The organism is Streptomyces virginiae (assembly GCF_041432505.1).
Taxonomy (GTDB): domain Bacteria; phylum Actinomycetota; class Actinomycetes; order Streptomycetales; family Streptomycetaceae; genus Streptomyces; species Streptomyces virginiae_A.
In genome coordinates, this window is sequence record NZ_CP107873.1 from 53,782 (window position 1) to 72,534 (window position 18,753).

Genomic DNA, 18,753 nt, shown 5'->3' on the forward strand with positions numbered 1-18,753 from the left:
CTCATGACGTAGCGGTGGCGCCCCGTTAGAGCCCCCCTACCTCCGCCGGGTCACCTCGGAGCTCGTCCGCTCAAATGGCGTGGAGCTGAGGGGGGTTGCTGGCTAACCCCCCGAACCCGCACTGTGCCGCCCGGGACGCGACGTCAGTGCGCGGCTCTTCATGCTCCGCCCGTCATCACACAGAGACAAGGACACCACCATGCTCACCGACGTGCTCACCGGCTGGACCGCGGAGTCCCTGGGCGGCCTCACGCTGCTGGCGGGGGCCACAGCCTGGGGTTGGATCCGCCGGCGCCGGAACCAGGCCGGCCCCGGCGCGGCCCCGGCCATCGTGGCCGGCGAGGCCGTGCGGCCGGTTCGCACCTATACCCTGCTCGGAGCCCGGGCCGCCGACGGCCAGCCTGTGCACCTGCCCAGCAGCCGCCCCGCCGGCATCCGGGTCACCTGGACCGGCCCCGCAGGCAAGACGGAGCAGTTCGAGTTGACCGACGCGGTGCTGCCGGACGGCACCTACGCGGCGGAGCGCGTATCGGCGTACCCGGAGCCCGGCACCCTGTAACTGGAGTTCATTGAGACGAGTCCTCACCGGCCGGAAGGAAGTCCCGTGGAGTTCCACGTCATCGAGCGGTCCGCCAACGCCTTTCAGCAGGGTCTGACCGACCGCCAGATCCTGGCGGTCATCCGACGCGCGTTCGGCCCGGGCGCCGAAGTACGTTCCGCGAGGGAGCTGGGCGGCGGCATGTATAACACCACCTACCGCATCGCCCTCGCCGAACGCGGGGAGCCGGTCGTCCTGCGGGTGGCCCCCGAAGCGGGCCGCCAGTTCCGCTCCGAGCGGGAGCTGATGCGCGCGGAGTACGCGTCGGTGCCGTGGCTCGCCCCGATCGCCGACCTGATGCCGAGGGTCCTGGCGGCCGACTTCACCCAGGCCGTCATCGGCCGGGACTGGATGATCCAGTCCTTCCTGCCCGGCACCCCGGCGCCGGAACTCCTCGGGTCCTACCCGAAGGAGACGCACGGGGCGTTCTTCCGGCAGATGGGGGAGATCACGGCGGTCGTCCACGCGGTCTCCGGGCCCTGGTTCGGTCCGGTCACCGGTCCCGGACACGCTCGTTGGAGCGAGGCCGTCGTCACGTCCCTGCGCCTGATCGCCGAGGACGTGGAGAGCTGCGGCCTGGACGCGGCCGACCTCCGCAAGGCCGCCGACGCCGCCCAGGCCGGCGCGCAGGTCCTCGACGAGGTTGCGGTGCCGCGGCTGCTGACAGGGGACCTGTGGACGGTGAACACCATGCTCGCGGCCGCCCCGGTCCCCACGATCTGCGGCGTCCTGGACATGGACCGCACCTGGTGGGGGGATCCGGAGGCGGACTGGACGATGCGGATGGCCCGGGCCAAGCAGGACGCCCGCACGGCGTTCTTCGACTCCTACGGCCGCCCGGCCGAGACCGAGGCCGGCGCGTGGCGGCGGCACGTGTACGAGGTGCGTCATCTCGGTGCGCTGCGTCTGGAGCGGCACCGGCTCGGCAACGGGGCCGGCGTGCGGGATTCCTATCGGCTGGTGGCCGAGGAGTTGTCGGCGCTCAGGTCCTGTCGGTGACGGGCGCCTCCCTGCTCGGGAGGCGCCCGTCGGGTGGTTCGGTCACGAAGTTGGTAGGGCCCGGCCGAGGGCGGAGGCGACGGCTCGCTGGTGGACGAGTCCGGCGCGGACGAGGTGGGTCTGGTCGTCGGCGCAGTCGACGATGGTGAGGTGGTTGGCTGCCGGGCAGACGCCGCCGTCCATGACGACGGCGTCGAGGTCGGCGCAGGTGAGAAACTCTTCGACCTCGGCGAGGGTGATGGCCGGGCCGCGGTCGTCGGGCCCGGCGTCGCCGGAGACGTTGACGGTGGTGGCGGCGAGCAGTCCGGGGACGGCTCGGGCGAGGGCGCCCAGGGGGCCGGGGGCGTGGGTGGTCAGGGCGGGTGAGCCGACGACGGTGTAGCGGGCGGCGTCGGCCGGGTCGCGCCAGGACAGGAACAGGGCGAGGTCTCCGGGCCAGAATGCGGCGGCCAGGCGCTCTGCGTCGGGGGTGAAGTGCAGCAGGTCGCGGGCCCGGTCTTGGTCGGGGATGACGAGGGCGAGGGGCTTGTTCTTGGGGCGCTGCTTGCCTTCGAGTATGGCCTTGTAGGCGTCGGGGTTGGCGGCGTCGGCGCAGATCATGTACCAGCGGGCGGTGGGGACGATGACGAGGCGTCCGGCTTCGATGGCGGCTGCGGCGGTGTCGATGTCGGTGGTCGGGATGACCTGCATGGTGGTGTCCTTTCTGGTCAGGCGTTGAGGGTCGGGTAGTCGAGCCAGGGGTCTCGTAGCGCGTCGAGGCGGCGGGTGGCGTGCTGGGTGTGGGAGACGCGGAAGTAGGCCATCAGCCGGGGCGTGGTGGTGTGGTTGGTACCGACGGCGTGTGGGACGAGGTGGTGCATGAAGAGGACGTCGCCGATGTCGGCGAGGAGCGGGACGCCAGCGGTGGTGTCGATGTCCGGGGGGACTTGGTCTGTGATGCCGCGGGCCCATTCGGTGGCGAACCAGCGGGACATCGTCAGGTGCCCGCCCGGGACGTAGTGGAGGGCGCCGGCATCGGGGCGGGTGATCGGGGAGAGGACGACGCCGACGAGGAGGGAGAAGGTGCGCAGTTCGGCGGGGTCGAGGTGGGGGCAGCCGACACCGTCCACGTGCATCGGCTTCTCCGGCTGGGTGACGGCCGGCTGGTGGGCGGGGATGCGGATCTGGACCTGGGTGGTGGTGACCGGGGCCGGGTCGGTCAGGAGGCTCCGGGCGATGTCGGCGGCGCCGGTGGCCGTGTAGAGGTCGAGGAGGGCCGGGTGCCGGCCGTGTTCGGGGGCGAAGGTGCGCTGGGTGTACTCGGTCAGGCGGTCGGGGTCGTAGTCCTTGGCGTACCAGGTGGTGATGAGGTCGCGGGCCGGGCCGGTGTGGGTGTCGGCGGCGAGGCCAGGGCGGACGAACATGCCGTCGCGCCGGAACCGGGCGCGCTCATCTTCGGTCACGAGCATGGGCTCTTCCTTCCGGTGAGGGCTTCCAGAGCGGAGACAGCGGCGGCCACGGCCTCGTCCAGGAGGCGGGCGCCGAGTGCGGGGGTGGCGGTGCGCGGGTCGTTGCCGATGACCCCGGCGGCGGCGATGCGCGGGTCCCCGGAGATCCAGGGCCAGGTCACGCCCCGGTCGGTGACCTGTCGGCGGATCTCGTCGGCGTCCTGCGGCGGGTGGTTGGCGAGCTGGTCGAGGTGGACCGCGTCGGGTGCGAGGTGAAGCATGAGCGCGGTCTCGTGGAGGCCGGCGTGGATCTCGGGCCGGTCACCGGCGGGGAGGTGGGCCAGGGCCAGGGGGTGCAGGACGCACACGCTGATGTCGTGGGCGTGGCCCAGTTCGTAGACGAGGGCGGACAGGACGCCGCGGTTTCCGCCGTGCCCGTTGACCAGGACCAGGTGGCGGGCGCCCGCTGCCCGCACGTACTGGGCGGTGAGGGTGTGCAGGAAGGAGGTGAACTCGGTGACGGTCAACGACAGGGTGCCGGGAGCCCAGGCGTGCTCGGGGGCTATGCCGTATGGGACGGCCGGGAGCTGCCACAGGTCGAAGGCCTCGCCGTGCGCGGCGACCAGCTGCCGGGTGAACTCCTCGGAGATCAGGGTGTCGGTGGCGAGCGGTAAGTGCGGGCCGTGCTGTTCGGTGGAGCCCACGGGCAGGCATAGCACCGAGCCGGCCTGCACGCGGGTGGGGAGGTCGGCGGCGGTCAGCCGGTCGAGCTGGCGGTGACCGCCGCCGGGGCCGGTCATGCGCTGCGCCGTCCGACGCGGACGAGGAACTCGTTGCTCTCGTGGAAGGTGTCGGTCTCGGAGAACCCGCGCAGGGTCTTCTGCACGGCGGTCTCGAACTCCTCCAGCCGGTCGCCGAACAGGGCAGGGGCGGCGAAGCTGGTGGAGTACAGGTAGCCGAGGATGCCCGCGGTGTTCCAGGTCCGGGTGACCGGGACGGTGAACTCCTCGACCTGGTTGAACGGGGACTCTTCCATGATCTCGCTGTAGGGGCGGTTGTGGTGCTGGAAGGTGCCGCCGCCCGCGCGGCGTTCCTCGCCGAGGAAGTCCTTGATGACCTGCTTGACCGCGGCCTTCCAGTCGCTCTCGGCGGCCCAGAAGCTGCGGTCGGCGAACACCGCCACGGCCCCGTCCTCGGCGACCTGGGAGTCCAGCAGGGCGAGCACGCCGGCCTGGTCGAGCCAGTGGAAGGCGCGGCAGATGGTGACCAGGTCGGCCTTCCACCCGGCGGGCGGGCGGAAGTCTTCGGCGGTGGAGGTGACCAGCGACAGGGTGGTGCCCTGCGGGACCGTGGGGCGGAGCGATTCCTCGGCGGTGGCGATCATGCCGGGGTCGTTGTCGCAGGCGATGATGTCGGTGAAGTACGGCATCAGGGCTTCAGCGACCAGGCCGGTGCCGGTGCCGACGTCCAGCAGGCACCGCGGCCGGCGGTCGGGCGCGTAGGCGGCGAGGCGGTTCGCGAGGTCGTCGGGGATGCCGGGGCGGTACTGGCGGTAGTAGCTGGAGGTCCCGGTGAACAGGCTCATGACGTGGTCCCTTCGGGGGTGTTGAGGGTGCGGATGAGGGCGGCCGCGTCGGCGAGGGTGGCCGCCACGTGGACATGCTGCCGCCCCAAGCTGGGCGGTGTGTCGGGAATGGGCCGGTCTTTGGAGATCCACACCGGGACGGCGCCAGCGTCCAGGGCGCCCAGGACGTCACAGGTCCAGTCGTCGCCGATGTGAATCATGCTGGCCGGTGCCACGCCGTGCCGTTCGGCGACGGTCAGGAAGGCGCGCGGGTCCGGCTTGGCGTAGCCGAGGGTGCAGGACGGGAACAGGTCGGTGACCCAGGGCGCGAGGCGTTGACGCAGGCCTTCGGTGTCGGCGTCCACGCAGGTCACGTTGGAAAGGGTGACCACCGGCGCGACGTCGGCCAGCTCGCGCAGGGCGTCGAGGGCGTACGGGTAGAGGGTGAGCGGGGCGGCGGGCATGTCGCGGGGGAAGTCGGCCGGCTTGATGCCGAGGGCGTCGGCGAGTTCGGCGGCGAGGGCGTCGGTGATGGCGGGCTGGGTGTGCAGGCGGCCGCGCATGACGGCTCGGGCCTGCTCGGCGGGGAGGGGGGAGGCGGCGGTGAGCTGCATGGTGAGGCCGGGGCCGTCGGCTTCGCCGATGGTGCCGCCGACGTCCACGCTGATGAGCTGCACGGGCTGGGTCACTCGGGGTCTCCTTCGAGGGTGGGCAGGCCGGTGACGATCGCGCTCAGGCGGTCGGTGCGGATGGCGGGCGTGGTGGCCTCGCCCAGGAAGGTCAGGGCGTAGCGCAGCTCGGCGTCGTCCAGGGAGTCGAGGTCGCGGCCAGCCGTGGCGGCTGCGGCTCGCAGGTCGTCGGGGATCTCGCGGGGCCGCTGGCCGTGGCGCAGGTGCAGCATGGCCGACCACTGCTCGGGCAGGTCGTCGGGGAGCGGCTGGGTGGGCTGGAGGGTGGTGCTGTCGTCGAGGGTGGTGATCCGCACCGGGATGTCGTGGCCGTCCAGGGTGAGGGTGCCGGTCAGGAAGGTGTCGCGCCCTTCCAGGCGGTCCTCCAGGAGGAGCAGGGCGCCGGTGGCGGCGGGGACGGTGCGGCCGCGTACGGGCAGGGCGCGGGGCGTGTTCAGCATGGTGCGCTCCTCGGGGCGGCGCCCAGGCCGGGGCCGGGGGGCAGGGTGAGGTGTCCGCGGTCGGGTTCGACAGGGTGGGCGTAGAGATGTTGGCGGCCGGGTTCCCACTGCTGCCGGTACTCGACGGCCAGGACCCGGTCAGGGCGGGCGGCGGCCAGGTGAAGGCCGGGCATCAGGGAGCGGCCGTGTGGGAAGACGGGGGTGGTGGTGCGGGCGAGGATCCGGCGGGCGGCGGTGAGTCCGCCGCAGCCGACGACGTCGAGGGTGAGCGCGGCCGGCCGAATCCCGGCGAGGACGGCGGGTGCGTCGTCGGCCAGGATGAGGCGCTCCCCCACCGCGAGCGGCAGGGTGCGCAGCTGCTCGTAGGCGCGAGGGGCATGGGTGGGGGCCGGGTCCTCCAGCCACACCAGCGCTGCCGGGTCGGCGGCAGCGGCGAACTCGGCCGCGAGGGCCTGCGGCCAGGTGCCGACGGCGTCGACCGCGACCGGCTCGGCGGTCGCGGCGGCGTGCAGGAGGTCGACAAGCGCTCCCCCCTTGGCGCCCGGGCGGTTGCGCAAGCCCCACTTCGTGAAGGCCCAGCCCTGCGCACTGACCTCGGGAATCAGGTCCGCAGTGGCGGGGTGGGCAAGGTCGCGGGTCAGCCAGGATGAGTACGCCGTGATCCGGCACCGCAGCGACTCGCCGGTCAGCAGCCTGGCGGCCGGGCAGCCTTCGGCCCGGGCGTGCAGGTCCCAGGCCGCGCAGTCCAGCGCCCCAACCGCCCACGACCCGGCCCGAGAGCGGGGCGCCGCCTGGGCCAGGCGGTCCTGGAGGCCTTCGTGGTCGGTCGCGTCGGCGCCGACGAGGACAGCCGCCAGGGCGCGGACGGTGCGGGCGACGGGTTCGGTGAGGGGCCCGTACCAGCCGGCGGCCCGGCCGGAGCGGACCGCGACGAAGACGGTGTCGTCGCCCGGGCCGGCGTGGTCGGCGAGATCGGTGAAGTCGAAGGAGTCGATCACCAGGTGTCGCATCGCGTCCTCGCCTTCAGCAGGCGTCCGGCGGCCGCGATCAGGCCCTCGGCGGTCAGACCGGCTGCGGCCGCGAGGTCCTGCTGGGTGCGCGGCCCTTCGGTCTCGCGCCAGCCGATCACCTCGACCGGCCGGGCGTGCCGTGCCTTCAGCAGGGACCAGATCGCGGCCGGGTGGCCGAGGGTGACGACCAACAGTGCCGCGTGCTCGCCGAGCAGGGCGTCCAGCTCGGCGGCGCGGAGGCCAGCAGGCCACACGGCGGGGTCGCCGAGCACGGTCAGGTCGAGGACGGACACCACCCGCACCGCGACGCCGAGCTCTGCCCGGATCCGGGGCAGTGCCTCGGCGGTGACAGCGGCGGGCAGGTCCCCGCACACCAGCACGGTCAAGGCCGGCGCCTGTATGTCGGAGAGGTGTGGCCAGACGGCGATCCCGCGGTCCAGCTCCTGGCGGAGCGTGTCGGTGGGGACGGGCGGCAGGGGGTGCTTGCCCGCGACGATCACGTTGAGCTGGCCCGTGCTGGTGAAGGCGTCGTCCAGGACGGCTGCCAGCCGGGCCGGGTCGGCCGGCGTCAGCACTCGTATGGCCGGGTCCTCCAACGCGAGGAGCGTTGTCGTCAGCGAGGGGTCGCCGTGGGTGTAGGTGTTGTGCCAGCCGTAGGAGGTCAGGAGCAGGTTGAAGCTCGGCCGCGGGGCGGCGCCGGGCATGCGCTGCTGCTTGAGCAGGGAGACGATCCCGGTCGCCAGGAGCGGGGCGAACGCCTCGTAGGAGATGAGGACCCCTCGGCCGCCGGCCGCGTTGAAGCCGGCGAGCTGCTCGCCCAGGACCTCCTCGGCGAGGACCTCGGTGGTCCACGCATGTCCGGCCAGTTCGGAGAGGCGGTTGGAGGCGAGCTCGTCCGGGCTGAAGACCCGGAAGTCCCCGGCGCGGGCATGTGCGCGGACCACGGTGGCAACGGCGTCCGCGAACGAGACGGGCTGCTGCTGAACGGTGGCGCGCGGCAGCGGGGCCCGTCGCGGCCCCGTCAGGCGTGGCCATGCTGTTGCGGCCAGGGCTGCGGCAAGGCCGGGGCCGGGGTGGCCGCCGTCGGTGAACAGCTCCTCAGGCCGGTAGGAGGACAACCACCCTTCCAGCGCGTACGTCTGGGCGGAGTCGGAGGCGGCCCGGGTGAGAGGGGTCTTGTGCGCGCGGGCGGTTCCGAGAACCTGCTGCCCGTTCACGGCGGCGGGGCCGCTCCAGCCCTTGACGCACCGCATGAACAGCACCGTGCGCCGCCCGGCCAGGGTGTCGGCGACGCCTTGGGCGAGCTCGGCGTGGAAGGCCTCGTGCCCGTCGTCCGGAACCGTGACGGTGCGGGCGCTCAAGCCGAGCCCGGACGCGTACGCGGTGAGGGCTTGCTCGGTCAGGTCGGCGAGGAGGCTTGGGGCGCCCATGCGGAAGCCGTTGAGGTGGACGATCGGCAGTACCGGGGTGCCGGGCAGGGCGTGGGCGGCGAGCCAAGCCGCGGCCGTGGTCGGGGTCTCGCACTCGCCGTCGCCGAGGACCGGCACGATCACCCGGCCGGGGCTGGACGCCAGGGCGGCGCCCTGGGCGAAGGGGAGGCAGCCGCCGAGCCGGCCTCCGAGGAAGTCACCGGCGGGCAGGGCCGGGGTGACCTCGGAGCCAAGGCCGGCCACCTCGGGGAAGGACCGGCACAGGTTCACCAGCCCCTGCTCGTCGCGGGTGAACTGCGGACGGGCGGCGACGAGGTGACCAGTGAGCCACCCCACGGCGATCTGCGCCACTCCGGCGTGGCCAGCCCCCAGCAGCGGGACCAGCTCGGCGTCGCCGGTGCCGGACAGCAGGGCGACGTGGGCCAGGGCCCATGCCGTCCCCGGCACGGTGCCCCAGTGGCCAGCCGGGCGCGCCTTCACGTCCCCCGGGCCGAACGGGCGGCGCAGCAGCACGTTGTCCTGGAGATGGATCTGCGCCGCGGCCACGTAGGCCTGGGCCCGCCACAGGAGATCCGCAGCGTGGCCGGTCATGCCGGAACCAGGCGTTCGGGGCCGAAGGTGAAGTGCCACAGGGGCCGGTAGCACTCCCATGCCTTGGGCCGCAGCCCGGTCGGGCCGAGGACGTCCTCCAGCACAGCGCGTGCCTTCAGGTAGAAGGCGAGATCGGTGGCTCCGGGAGCGCGGAGGCCGGCCATGATCCGGTTGTGGGCCTGGTAGACCTGCAGATTCGGGAACTCGGTCACGTGCGGGGCGAGGTCGCGGACTCCGTCCTCCATGGCGGCCAGGTCGTCGAGGCCGACGATGTAGGTGAACGAGGTGTCATGTCCGGCGCGTACGGCCCGGCGCAGGACGCGCGGCATCTGCCTCCTGGTGAGCTCCGCCTTGGAGGCCTTCAGCAGCAGGTCGCGGCGGGTGAAGCACTCGGCGGTCATCCGCAGGACGAACGGGCCGGCCGTGCGGGCCAGGGTGTCGAAGGCCGTCTGGGTGCGCAGCACCGAGGTGAGGAATCCGATCCTGGCGGTGATGCCGGTCTCGGTCAGCACCGCGCGGAGGTCGCCGAGGTGGTCGACGGCGGCTTGCTCGCGTTCAAAGCAGCCGGTGGAGACCGTGACCTCTTCCAGGCCGGCCAGGGTGCCGGCCGGGTGCTGGTGGGCCATCGCATCGAGGAGCTCGCGGACCGCACGTTGCTCGGACAGGCGGGGGTCGGCGGCGGCTTCCAGGGTGTTCGGGCAGAACGCACAGCCGACGCAGCGACTGCGGGCGTTGGGGTTGAGGGTCGCGGCCCGGCCGTCGTTGCGAAAGTAGCCGCCCACGGCCTCGTCGGCGTCGATCCGCGTCACGGTGGCGACGGGGTTTCCGGCCAGGAGGAGGGTGTCCTCGTCGAGGACGAACGGGGAGGTGCTGGCGTTGAGCGGGACGATCACCTGCCACGGCACCGTAGGCGCCGACGCGAGGCGGATCAGGACCCGGGCGCGGTGGCGGTTCTGGGGCGATCTGATGCCGTGCAGGTTGATCGCCATCAGGAGCGCGTCCTCGACGGGCACGCCGTGCCGGGCGGCGAGGGCGGCCATGCCGTCTAAGTCGGTGGTGGTGTGGGATTCACGCGGTGTGGTGGCAGGCACGGGGCCCTCCATCCGGTCAGGGGACGGACGCGGTGAACTTCCGTACGGTGCAGGCTGGTTCGCCTGCGGGCAAGAGGCCGTCGCGATGATGGCCGACCTATGCGCGGTGGTGCCCGTCCCCGGCTGCTCGACCTGTCCAGGGTTGTTCAGCCGGGGACGGTGCCCCGGTCCGGCGGTACTGTCCTTCGGGGTGCCGGCCGGGATGGTGGCCGGTGATAGCGCGGGCCCCGTGGGGCGTCGCGCTGCCACCGGAGTTCACAGGGTGGGGCGGGTGCGGGATCCGCAGCGGCAGGCGCGCATGTCTGTGGTGCGGGTCGCCGGTCGTGGGGTGACGGTGTGCGCCGTGTCGATGGCCGGCCCTCGGGGCGGCTGTGCTTCGGCGGATGTCTGGTCCGGAACGGTGATCGAGGGGCTGAGGGTGGCGCCGTCGGCCTGGTGGGTCCAGGAGAGAGCTAGGACGGCCAGGCCGAGCACGTTGCCTGTCGTCAGCAGCAGTCCCGCAACCACGTTCCCGTCCGGTCGGGCGTGCCGGCGCTTCCGGGGTGGACTCAGGTTGGTGGGGCCGTGTAACTCGCCCCAGTCGCCGGTGCTCACGACGCCGTCTTGCCGGTGGTGAGTTCGGCCCAGACCTGCTTGCCGGTCCGGAACCGCTTGCTGCCCCACCGGGTGGCGAACTGGTCGACGAGCTGGAGCCCGCGGCCGGACTCGGCCTCGTCGTCGGGGGTGTGGGTCGCGGGGGCGGGGAGGGTGCGGCTGGTGTCGGTGACCACGATCCGCACGTGGTCGGAATGGCGGGTGACGGACACACCGATCCGGCGGGTGTGCGTGTGCTGGACCGCGTTCGCGACGAGCTCGGAAACGATCAGCCGCGCATCGTCGACCAAGGCATCGAGGCCCCAGGTGCGCAGGCAGAGGGTGACGTCTCGTCGGGCGCGGGCCGGGGCGGTGTCGCGGGGCGAGTAGCCGTCGCTGTAGCGCCGGGGGCCGGTGGGGGCTGCTTTCACGTCTTCCGCCAGGGCGCCGGTCACCGGGCGTCCCTGCCGGCGTAGGAGCCCTGTATGGCGCGGGCGGTAAGGGCCGGTCGGTGGGTGCGGGGTGTGCGAGTGGTGCTCTGGCTCATGGGTGGCCTCGGCGAGTTGGGAGCGGGGGTGGGGTGCGCGGCCTCGTGTCCCCGACGGGGGGCGGGGACACGAGGCCGGCGGGCCGGGCCATGCTCGAACCCGGCCGTTCTGGGGCCGCGACCTACCACCTCAACGTGATCATCTGCTGACACTTGGTCACGGCGTCGCATTGGAAGAATGCACCCGATGACGTGATGCCTGCAACCATTGCAACCAAACTCCCAACGATTGCAGGGATGTTCGATCGACTTCCGATCCCCGGGACGGGCAGACTGACCCGGCAAGAGGAAGCCACACCCCGGAAGGGGAAGATCCACCCCCGCATCGACCGGTCAGCCCGCAGAGAGGTTGAACTTCCCGTGCCCACACCGCCGCTCGTGCAGACCGTGCGCAGACGCCGACTCGGCAGCGCGCTGCGAACCTTCAGGAAGAACGCCGGCTTCAACACCTCCGACAGCGCCGCCCAGGCAATCGGATGGGACGCCAGCAAGATCAACCGGATCGAGAACGCCAAGGCTCATCTGCCGATCAAGGACGTCAAGCCGCTCCTGAAGGCGTACGGGGTCACCGACGAGACCGTGGTCACCGCGATGGAGGAGCTGGCCCGGGACGCCAACAAGGTCGGCTGGTGGAGCAACTACGGCGACCTGCCCGAGACCAACTACAAGGACTACATCGGCCTGGAGGAGGACGCGGAGGACACCCGGATCTACCGGCCCGAGGTGCTCCCGGGCCTGCTGCAGATCCCTCAGTACGCTCGCGAGATCATCACCGCCACAGCCATCACCCGGACCGCGGACGAGGTGTCCGTGCTCGTGGAGATGCGCAAGAAGCGGCAGGCCATCCTCACCGACACCAGCCGGCCGGGCGGACCTCTCAAGCTGTGGGCCGTCATCCACGAGTCGACCCTGCACTACCGGTCGGCGACCCACTCCTCGCTGATTCGCGAGCAGCTGCGGCACCTGCTCGACATGGCCGATCTGCCCAACATCACCCTCCAGGTGATGCCGATACTCGCCACCCCTCACCCCGGGATGGCGGGCCCGTTCCACATCGTCAGGTTCCCCCACCCCTGGCCCACCGTGATCAGTCTGGAGACCTTGCGCGGTGGGTCCTTCGCCGAGGGCACCGACGACGTGAAGGTCTACGAGGCCGCCTTCGAGCGGATCGTGGCCGCAGCACTCCCCGTCGACGACTCACGGGAGAAGATCAAATCCACCATGGAGAAGTCATGACCGACACGACCAGGCTGTACGCCACCGATCTCCCCGAAGCGGAATGGCGCAAGTCGTCGTTCAGCGACGCCGGGGAGCAGTGCGTCGAGATCGCCGACGTCCGGCGCACCCGCGGCTTCATCGCCGTCCGCGACTCGAAGACGCCCACGGGGCCGGCCATCGCCTTCACCCGGGCTGCCTTCACCGCTTTCCTACCGCACGTGACCAACACCCCCGCATCCTGACAAGGCCACAGAGCGACCAAGGCCCGGATTCCCCCAGCCCGCAGCGGGGGGAATCCGGGCCTTTGCCTCGGCGGCGGCACCCGGTCGACCAGATTCAACGCCCGATGACCTGCGGCCCCGGCCTCGACGACACAGACCCTGAGCGACGCGCGCACGCTCCGAAGCGGCCGCCGAAGCGACGAACCACAATATTGCTCACCGACTCCATCCGGAGCACGAGGCCCGAGGCGATCGATGGGCGCCCCCGAACTCGCAGGTTGTACCCAGGCTCCGCCACCCTTATTCGCATGGCCTGCCCTTCTCTGGAGCAGCTCCAGCCTCGGTAGGCGACGCCAGGCCGATCCCCGAGTGACACAGTCGGGCATGGCGGTGGTCTCGACAACGGGGTGATCCCCGGGCGCGCGGGTCCTACCAGCAAGTCGCTGTGGCGACCCGCCGGAACATCGAGGCGCGCACCGGCACCGGCCACGGCACCAGCCTTGCCGAGCGGGGAGCGATCCTTGCACGCACGGGTCGTACTCGGTTGTCCTGCCCATGCTTCGTGGGCTGATGGAGCGATCCCCGCGCGCGAGGTAGTACGCCTTATCGGGCTGGGCTCAAGTCTCCAAATAGGAGCGATCCCCGAGCGCACGGGTGGTACGACTTCGGCCGGGGGTAGGTGCCCACGAGCATGGAGCGATCCCCGAGCGCGCGGGTCGTACTTCAGGTCCACTGCGAACCGCACCACGATGTAGGAGCGATCCCCGAGCGCGCAGGTCGTACTGGGCGCGGGTTGCCCGGTCACGGGCGCGATTCGAGCGATCCCCGAACGCGCGGGTCGTACCCCTGGAACTCCTCCACCCGGCCCCAACCTGCGGAGCGATCCCCGAGAGCGCGGGTCATACAAGAAACCTGGCGCGTCATATCACCGCCGAAGGAGCGATCCCCGGGAGCACGGGGCCGCACTGGTAAGCCCCGACAGTGGGGTGTGCAGTGGGGGTGATCCCCGAGCGCGCGGGAGGTACTCGTTCAGTTCGCGGTATCCGTTGCCGGAGATGGATCGATCCCCGAGCACGGGGTGTTCCCTTGGCGACCTGGAAGCCAGGTCGTCCCGGTAGTTCCCTGGCGTGAGGGACTGGTGAGGCCATGGGAAGCGGCGCTCGCGGTGATTCCCGTCTCCGGGAACTGCGAGGGTACGTTTCAGGGCTGCTCGGGGCGGAGGGACAGGCCGGTTTCGGGGTCGTAGTTCAGGCGTTCTAGGCGTGGGTCGATCGGCTTGCCGTCGGGGTTCATGAGCAGAACCGGCCGGTCGGCGAGGGCACCGGCGTCGGGAAGCGTCCAGGTGTCGGGGGCGGGCAAGCGGGCGTTTCCGGTGAACCAGTGGGTGGGGGCGGGGATGGTGTTGTGGTGGATTTCCAGGCGTTGAGCTCGGTAGGGGGCGGCGTGGGTGATGGGGTGGTGGGAGGTGAGGTCCGCGCTGTCGGTGCTGGTGGGGGTCCATGTGAGGCGGCCGCTGTCGGGGTGCTGGTACAGGGCGACGATCGGGGTGGAGGGGGTGCCGAGGCGCGAGCGGGCGAAGGTCTCGTCGGCTGGGCCGGAGGCGAGTGCGGACACGCCGGTGGCGTTGTCTTCCTCGTCGTACGGCCACAGGACGCGGTGTGCTGCCTGTGCGTCTTCTTCTTGGAGTTGACGGATCCAGTGGGGGTGGAGTTCGGCGAGCAGCTGGTGGATCGGCGTGTTTCCGGCGGGGGGTGCGTCGCTGTAGACGGCGTCGAGGAGGGGCTGGGTTTCGTCGGGGTGGTTGAGGGTTCGGGGGGCGTGGGTGGGTGCGCGGTCGGTCAGGGCGTGCCAGGTCGCGGCGAGGATGTAGGGGTGGTAGACGGTGTGGGGGGTGGGTGGGGGGAGGTGGGGGAGGCCGTCGGGGCGCGGGGTCCACAGGACGTGGGTGAGGGGGGCGAGGTGTCGCTTGTTGCGTCGGTTGATGGGGTGGCGCCACTGTCGTCCGCGGCGTTGCAGGAGGAGGTCGAGGGGGGCGAGGTCGGTGTAGAGGTGGTCGGTGTCGTAGTCGAGGCTCTGCTCCAGGACCTGCGTTCCGACGAGGAGGAGTCGGCCGGGCCGGTGGGGGTTGGGGTGGTGTGCTCGGAGCGTGGGGTCGGGGTGGGGGCCGAGGAGGTTTTCGACGTCGTGCTGGTGGCGGGCACGGTCGCGTTCTTGGTAGCGGGAGTGCAGGAGTTTGATCTCGTGGGGTTCCCAGCCGTGTGCGGCGGCGGCTAGGCGGAGGGCTCGGTGGAGGTCCTCGGCTCGGGTGACGGTGTTGCGGATGACGGTGGTGATTCCGGTGGGGTGCCGGGTGAGCAGGTGGTGTGCGAGTTGGGTCGGTCCGGGGTCGGTGACGAGGCGGATGCGGGTGCGGTAGGGGCTGCGGCGTGAGCGGGGTGGGGTGTGGGTGCGGACCTGTCCTGTGGTGTCGGTGATGGTGATCGGGCCGATGGGGCGGCGGTCGGTGGGTGTGGTCCGGTGGCCGCGGCACCAGGAGTTGACGAGGTCACGGCGGATGCCGGCGGGCAGTGTGGCGGAGAGGACGACGACGCTGGATCCGGCGGTGGCGAGCCAGGCGATGGCTGCGGCCAGGAGCCGTTGTTGGTAGAGGGCGTAGGCGTGGGCTTCGTCGATGACGACGGTCTTGTTGGCGAGGCCGTAGAGGCGCAGGAACCAGTGCTTTCCTCGCTGGGCGGCGAGGACGAGTTGGTCGATGGTGCCGACGCCGAAGCAGGAGAGGAGCCCTCGGGTGCGGGCGATGTACCAGTGGTCGAGGACGACGGCCGGCGCGTTGCGGTGGAGGTCGTGGTCCTCGCAGGTGATGTTGGGCGCCATGGTGATCGTGCTGTCGGTGAGGATGAGGTGGTCGGTGGTGCCGTGGGCGAAGGCGTTGCCGTGGACGATGGCCAGGTGTGCTCGTTCCTGTTCGCCCAGGACGGTGGTGAGGTAGGCGGCGGTGCGTTCGGCGAGTTGGTCGCCTGCTGCGCGCAGCGGTAGGGCGGTGTAGGAGCCGTGGTAGCCGCAGGTGAGGGCGAGCTGGTGGGTGAGGTAGCTGGCTGTCTCGCTTTTCCCGCCGCCGGTGGTGTCTTCGATGATGACGAGGCTGGGGCCGGTGGGGGGATGGTCGATGACCGTCTGCTGGGCGGGGCGCGGGTGGGGTGTGGTGGGCATTTGTTGGGCCCAGGTCATGGGGCGGGGCGTCCAGCGATGGAGTCGCAGTGTGCTGATGGCGGCTGTGGCCTGTCGTTGGCTGGCCTGCCACCAGGCGGTGGTGTCGGTGCCGGCGGTGTCGGGGGTGCGGTAGGTGAACAGGTGCTCGTTGGAGGCGATCCAGTCGCTGTGGACCACGAGGCCGCCGAGGAGCACCGGGGTGGATGGGTTGTGGAGACGGATCAGTGCGGGCAGTCGGGCGAGGTCGACGCCTAGGAGGCGGGCCAGTTCGTCCGTGAGGGTGCGGTGCATGGCGCGCCAGAAGAGGTCGAGAGTGAGCGTGGCGGCTCTGATCGTCGAGGCGTCGGGGAAGTCCCCGTGGTGTCCTCCGAGGATGGCGGCGAGGTCGTGCAGGGGGAGGTTGCGGGGGCTGGGTCCGCGGGTGTTCCGGCCTGTGCAGCGGGGGCAGAGGCAGCCCAGCAGTGCGGGCAGGTAGCGCGCGGTGACGTGTGCGTGCGGGGGACCCGCGTGGTGCTGTCCGTTCAGTGGGATGCCGGCTCGTGCTGCGTGGAGGGCCCAGAGTCTTCCGGCTTCGGCGAGTTCGGTGTCGCGGGTGCGGACCTGGGCGAAGAGCTGCTGGAAGTGGAGGACGGCTTTGCCCGGCATGTCGTGAAGGGCGGCCAGCAGCATCAGCACCCGGCGGGCGGTGGACGGGCAGCCGGCCCCGAACGCGTCCGCGAGGTGCGCCTTGGTGGGGGCGGCGAGGTGCTCGTCGATGAGTGCGCCGCAGACGGCTGCCGTGTCCAGGCAGTGTGCCAGCAGGCTGTTCCAGGCCGGGCCGCCCCTGTTTCGGCTGAGTCGGTAGCGGTCCGTCTTCCCCCAGAGCCAGAGCGCCGCCAGCAGCAACAGCGGCTGAACGGGGGACATGTGCGCGTCGTTCGCGAGTTCGCTTCCGGTGAGGGCTCCAAGCTGTGGCTCACCTCGCGGGGAAGGAGCGGCGTTTGCCATGAGTCCAAATTCGGCCACGATCAACCTCTCTGGAGCGATTGCATGCGATTTGCGGGTTTCAGTGTGTATGCCAGCACTGACAATTGGCTCTGACCTGGGAAAACGCTTCCAGCTCCTCAACCTGCTGGAGACATTCGAGCGGGCCGAGGACATTCCCGGCCTGGCCCACCAGAGCCCCGGCGCCCTGATCGCCCTTCACGACCTGCTGCTCGGGCTCATGTACGAGACCGGCGTGCACCCCCGCACCCAGGAGCAGTGGCGTGAGTGGGTGGAGGATCGCCACCCGCTGGACGAGGTCGCCAAGGTGCTCTCCGGCAGCGAGTACGACGGCCGTCTGGACCTGTTCCACCCTGAGCGGCCGTTCGGCCAGAACCCCGCCCTCCTCCCGTTCCTGGGCAGGCACGGCTATGGGCCGGCGCAGCTCGACATCGAGCGTGCCCGTGACGGCGCGCAGCTCGTCGAGCATGTCCATCTGCACCATGAGCGGCGCCCGGCGCCCCACGAGGCGCTGGTGGCGATGCTGGTGCTGCACGGCTACGACACCGGTGGCCGGATGATGGCACAGAACAACTGGATGGGACGCGCGTTCACCTACGGCGCCGCGAGCCGCAACACGCTGCGGGCCCGGAATCTGGTGATCGGGTCCAGCCTCGCGGACACGCTGCGGCTGAACATCGCCCCGGTGGCCCGGTCGGCGGCCGGTCGGTTCAACTTCTCGTGGGCCGATCCTCGCCCGGACCGGCGGGTGTTCACCGGTCCGTCCGCAGGCCGTGGGCGTCCTGTTGCCGGGCCTGCGGACCTTCACAGTTGGCTGGGCCGCTCGGTCGCCCTGGCGCCCGTGCGGCGGGCCGACGGCGAAGTGGTGGTCGACCGCGTGCTGGTGGGTGCCGGTGAGCTGATGACGCCGCTGCCTCCCCAGCTGCTGCAGGACGCGGTGATGGTGGCCGGGCGCCCTCAGCAGGCGCACATCGACCGGGCCCTGTGGCGCACGTCGCCAGCCCTCTACGCGGGCGCCGATCCGCAGAACGCCAAGGGCTGCGACCTGTTCTCCCGGCTGGAGGAACTGGGCCGGCGGGTGGAGATCCTCGCCGTCGGCCTTCTCACCTCCAAGAGCAGTTTCGTCGGATGGGTGAGCGAGACGTTCCCGTTCGTCGGAGGTCTGCGCGAGGAGCTCTATCTGGCCGCGACGGACGGCGCCCGGTGGTGCGAGAAGGCCGAGCGAGCAGCAGCTGGTGCTGCCGCAGTGGCACGGGACATCGCCTTCCCGCGGGTACGGCCCGACGAGCGCAAGCGGCTCGCCGCCCGGCTGCTGGCCGCTCCGCTGCTGTGGGCCCGCTTCGAGGACCTCTTCCGCCGGCTGCTGGACGAGGTCGCATCCGGCGACTGCGAGAAGGCCGCCCGGGCGCGATTCGCCATCGGTCTGGTCGAGACCACGCGCACGTCCATGCAGGAGTCGCTCAGCTGCCTGCCCGAGACAGGCACCGGGCTCCAGGCGCGCCTGCGGGCGCTGGCCTTCCTGGACGGCGCCCTGTCCAACGCCCGTGCATTCCCGCCCGAGTTCCTGGAGGCCACCGTGTCCGCAACGACCGTCGCACCCGCCGTACCGACCGACGGCAGCCGAGCGCTCGCCGCCTGGTTGGCCGACCTGGTCACCTCCCGCAATCACACCCTCCTCAAGGCCCTGACGGTGACGGAGCACCCCTTCACGGTCGAGGCCGAGGCCATGGCCACGAGATTTGCCCCCACCGACGCGGACCGGGGGGCCCACCTGCTGACCGCACGCCTCTTCGCCCGCTACCACCGCAGCATCCCCACCACGGATCCCGTACGGATCTTCGGTTCCGGCGACCTGGGATCGGCATGCCGGAGGATCGGCGCAGGACGTGACCGCGGTGCCCGTGACCCCGGTGTGGAGCGGCTCTTCCGGCTGCTCGTCATGACCGGCCGCAAGGTCGAGGAGACCTACCTCATGCGGGCCGTTGAGCGGCTGCGGGCGGCGAACGCCGTCCCGCCTCACTGGGCCACCCTCGCCGACGACCTGGCGGGTTGGACCTGCGGCAAGGACGTGCGCGAACGCTGGGGGGAGAGCTTCTACACCCCCGGCGCCCGGGCCCGGCGCAAAGCCGCTGCCACCACCCCGACCGCCTGAACCCTCGCC

Annotated in this window: 17 protein-coding genes; 5 read left to right on the forward strand and 12 right to left on the reverse strand. The window is 71.5% G+C overall.

Annotated elements, in window-relative coordinates; genetic code table 11:
- Nucleotides 1–199 precede the first annotated feature (199 nt).
- Together OG624_RS42355 and OG624_RS42360 are read left to right on the forward strand one after the other, a co-directional pair.
- The gene (locus OG624_RS42355; RefSeq protein WP_331719605.1) at nucleotides 200–559 is read left to right on the forward strand and encodes a hypothetical protein; all 360 of its coding nucleotides are present in this window, start codon (nucleotides 200–202) and stop codon (nucleotides 557–559) included.
- Nucleotides 560–604: 45 nt separating this feature from the next.
- Nucleotides 605–1,597, forward strand: a complete 993-nt coding sequence (locus OG624_RS42360; protein WP_331719606.1) for a phosphotransferase family protein — start codon at nucleotides 605–607, stop codon at nucleotides 1,595–1,597.
- A 42-nt stretch (nucleotides 1,598–1,639) separates the two neighbouring features.
- Here OG624_RS42360 and OG624_RS42365 read toward each other — a convergent pair whose 3' ends face one another.
- From OG624_RS42365 to OG624_RS42415, 11 genes are all read right to left on the reverse strand, one after another.
- A complete protein-coding gene (locus tag OG624_RS42365; RefSeq protein WP_331719607.1) occupies nucleotides 1,640–2,287 on the reverse strand; it encodes an L-threonylcarbamoyladenylate synthase in 648 nt (215 codons plus the stop codon).
- A 17-nt stretch (nucleotides 2,288–2,304) separates the two neighbouring features.
- A complete protein-coding gene (locus OG624_RS42370) occupies nucleotides 2,305–3,045 on the reverse strand; it encodes a phytanoyl-CoA dioxygenase family protein (RefSeq protein ID WP_331719608.1) in 741 nt (246 codons plus the stop codon).
- A complete protein-coding gene (locus tag OG624_RS42375) occupies nucleotides 3,036–3,824 on the reverse strand; it encodes a creatininase family protein (protein ID WP_331719609.1) in 789 nt (262 codons plus the stop codon). The genes OG624_RS42370 and OG624_RS42375 overlap by 10 nt, the downstream gene beginning before the upstream one ends.
- Nucleotides 3,821–4,609, reverse strand: a complete 789-nt coding sequence (locus tag OG624_RS42380) for a class I SAM-dependent methyltransferase (RefSeq protein ID WP_331719610.1) — start codon at nucleotides 4,607–4,609, stop codon at nucleotides 3,821–3,823. Before OG624_RS42380 ends, OG624_RS42375 begins: the two co-directional genes overlap by 4 nt.
- A complete protein-coding gene (locus OG624_RS42385) occupies nucleotides 4,606–5,277 on the reverse strand; it encodes an HAD family hydrolase (RefSeq protein WP_331719611.1) in 672 nt (223 codons plus the stop codon). The genes OG624_RS42380 and OG624_RS42385 overlap by 4 nt, the downstream gene beginning before the upstream one ends.
- Nucleotides 5,274–5,717, reverse strand: coding sequence for a hypothetical protein (locus tag OG624_RS42390; RefSeq protein ID WP_331719612.1), 444 nt, complete (start codon nucleotides 5,715–5,717; stop codon nucleotides 5,274–5,276). The genes OG624_RS42385 and OG624_RS42390 overlap by 4 nt, the downstream gene beginning before the upstream one ends.
- Nucleotides 5,711–6,727 (reverse strand): enolase C-terminal domain-like protein, encoded by a 1,017-nt coding sequence (locus OG624_RS42395; RefSeq protein ID WP_331719613.1) that lies wholly within the window; start codon nucleotides 6,725–6,727, stop codon nucleotides 5,711–5,713. The genes OG624_RS42390 and OG624_RS42395 overlap by 7 nt, the downstream gene beginning before the upstream one ends.
- Nucleotides 6,712–8,748: a hypothetical protein gene (locus OG624_RS42400; protein WP_331719614.1), complete on the reverse strand. Its 2,037-nt coding sequence runs from the start codon at nucleotides 8,746–8,748 to the stop codon at nucleotides 6,712–6,714. Before OG624_RS42400 ends, OG624_RS42395 begins: the two co-directional genes overlap by 16 nt.
- The gene (locus tag OG624_RS42405; RefSeq protein WP_371640970.1) at nucleotides 8,745–9,839 is read right to left on the reverse strand and encodes a hypothetical protein; all 1,095 of its coding nucleotides are present in this window, start codon (nucleotides 9,837–9,839) and stop codon (nucleotides 8,745–8,747) included. The genes OG624_RS42400 and OG624_RS42405 overlap by 4 nt, the downstream gene beginning before the upstream one ends.
- A gap of 255 nt (nucleotides 9,840–10,094) precedes the next feature.
- A complete protein-coding gene (locus OG624_RS42410) occupies nucleotides 10,095–10,433 on the reverse strand; it encodes a hypothetical protein (protein WP_331719616.1) in 339 nt (112 codons plus the stop codon).
- Nucleotides 10,430–10,867: an ATP-binding protein gene (locus OG624_RS42415; RefSeq protein ID WP_331719617.1), complete on the reverse strand. Its 438-nt coding sequence runs from the start codon at nucleotides 10,865–10,867 to the stop codon at nucleotides 10,430–10,432. Before OG624_RS42415 ends, OG624_RS42410 begins: the two co-directional genes overlap by 4 nt.
- A gap of 452 nt (nucleotides 10,868–11,319) precedes the next feature.
- Between OG624_RS42415 and OG624_RS42420 the strand changes: the two genes are divergently transcribed.
- Together OG624_RS42420 and OG624_RS42425 are read left to right on the forward strand one after the other, a co-directional pair.
- Complete coding sequence (locus OG624_RS42420; RefSeq protein WP_331719618.1) at nucleotides 11,320–12,195, forward strand: helix-turn-helix domain-containing protein; 876 nt, start codon at nucleotides 11,320–11,322, stop codon at nucleotides 12,193–12,195.
- Entirely contained in the window at nucleotides 12,192–12,419 is a 228-nt protein-coding gene (locus OG624_RS42425; RefSeq protein ID WP_331719619.1) for a DUF397 domain-containing protein, read from the forward strand. The genes OG624_RS42420 and OG624_RS42425 overlap by 4 nt, the downstream gene beginning before the upstream one ends.
- 1,179 nt (nucleotides 12,420–13,598) lie before the next feature.
- Here OG624_RS42425 and cas3 read toward each other — a convergent pair.
- Nucleotides 13,599–16,514, reverse strand: a complete 2,916-nt coding sequence (gene cas3 / locus OG624_RS42430) for a CRISPR-associated helicase Cas3' (protein WP_331719620.1) — start codon at nucleotides 16,512–16,514, stop codon at nucleotides 13,599–13,601.
- A gap of 148 nt (nucleotides 16,515–16,662) precedes the next feature.
- On the opposite strand from cas3, the gene casB reads away from it, so the two are divergent.
- Nucleotides 16,663–18,744, forward strand: a complete 2,082-nt coding sequence (casB, locus tag OG624_RS42435) for a type I-E CRISPR-associated protein Cse2/CasB (protein WP_331719621.1) — start codon at nucleotides 16,663–16,665, stop codon at nucleotides 18,742–18,744.
- The last annotated feature ends 9 nt before the right edge of the window (nucleotides 18,745–18,753 follow it).

Bases quoted from the DNA above. Each gene is read 5' to 3' on its own strand.
- OG624_RS42355 (WP_331719605.1), top strand. From the start codon at position 200: ATGCTCACCGACGTGCTCACCGGCTGGACCGCGGAGTCCCTGGGCGGC.
- OG624_RS42365 (WP_331719607.1), bottom strand. From the start codon at position 2,287: ATGCAGGTCATCCCGACCACCGACATCGACACCGCCGCAGCCGCCATC.
- OG624_RS42370 (WP_331719608.1), bottom strand. From the start codon at position 3,045: ATGCTCGTGACCGAAGATGAGCGCGCCCGGTTCCGGCGCGACGGCATG.
- OG624_RS42375 (WP_331719609.1), bottom strand. From the start codon at position 3,824: ATGACCGGCCCCGGCGGCGGTCACCGCCAGCTCGACCGGCTGACCGCC.
- OG624_RS42380 (WP_331719610.1), bottom strand. From the start codon at position 4,609: ATGAGCCTGTTCACCGGGACCTCCAGCTACTACCGCCAGTACCGCCCC.
- OG624_RS42390 (WP_331719612.1), bottom strand. From the start codon at position 5,717: ATGCTGAACACGCCCCGCGCCCTGCCCGTACGCGGCCGCACCGTCCCC.
- OG624_RS42395 (WP_331719613.1), bottom strand. From the start codon at position 6,727: ATGCGACACCTGGTGATCGACTCCTTCGACTTCACCGATCTCGCCGAC.
- OG624_RS42400 (WP_331719614.1), bottom strand. From the start codon at position 8,748: ATGACCGGCCACGCTGCGGATCTCCTGTGGCGGGCCCAGGCCTACGTG.
- OG624_RS42425 (WP_331719619.1), top strand. From the start codon at position 12,192: ATGACCGACACGACCAGGCTGTACGCCACCGATCTCCCCGAAGCGGAA.
- cas3 (WP_331719620.1), bottom strand. From the start codon at position 16,514: ATGTCCCCCGTTCAGCCGCTGTTGCTGCTGGCGGCGCTCTGGCTCTGG.
- casB (WP_331719621.1), top strand. From the start codon at position 16,663: ATGCCAGCACTGACAATTGGCTCTGACCTGGGAAAACGCTTCCAGCTC.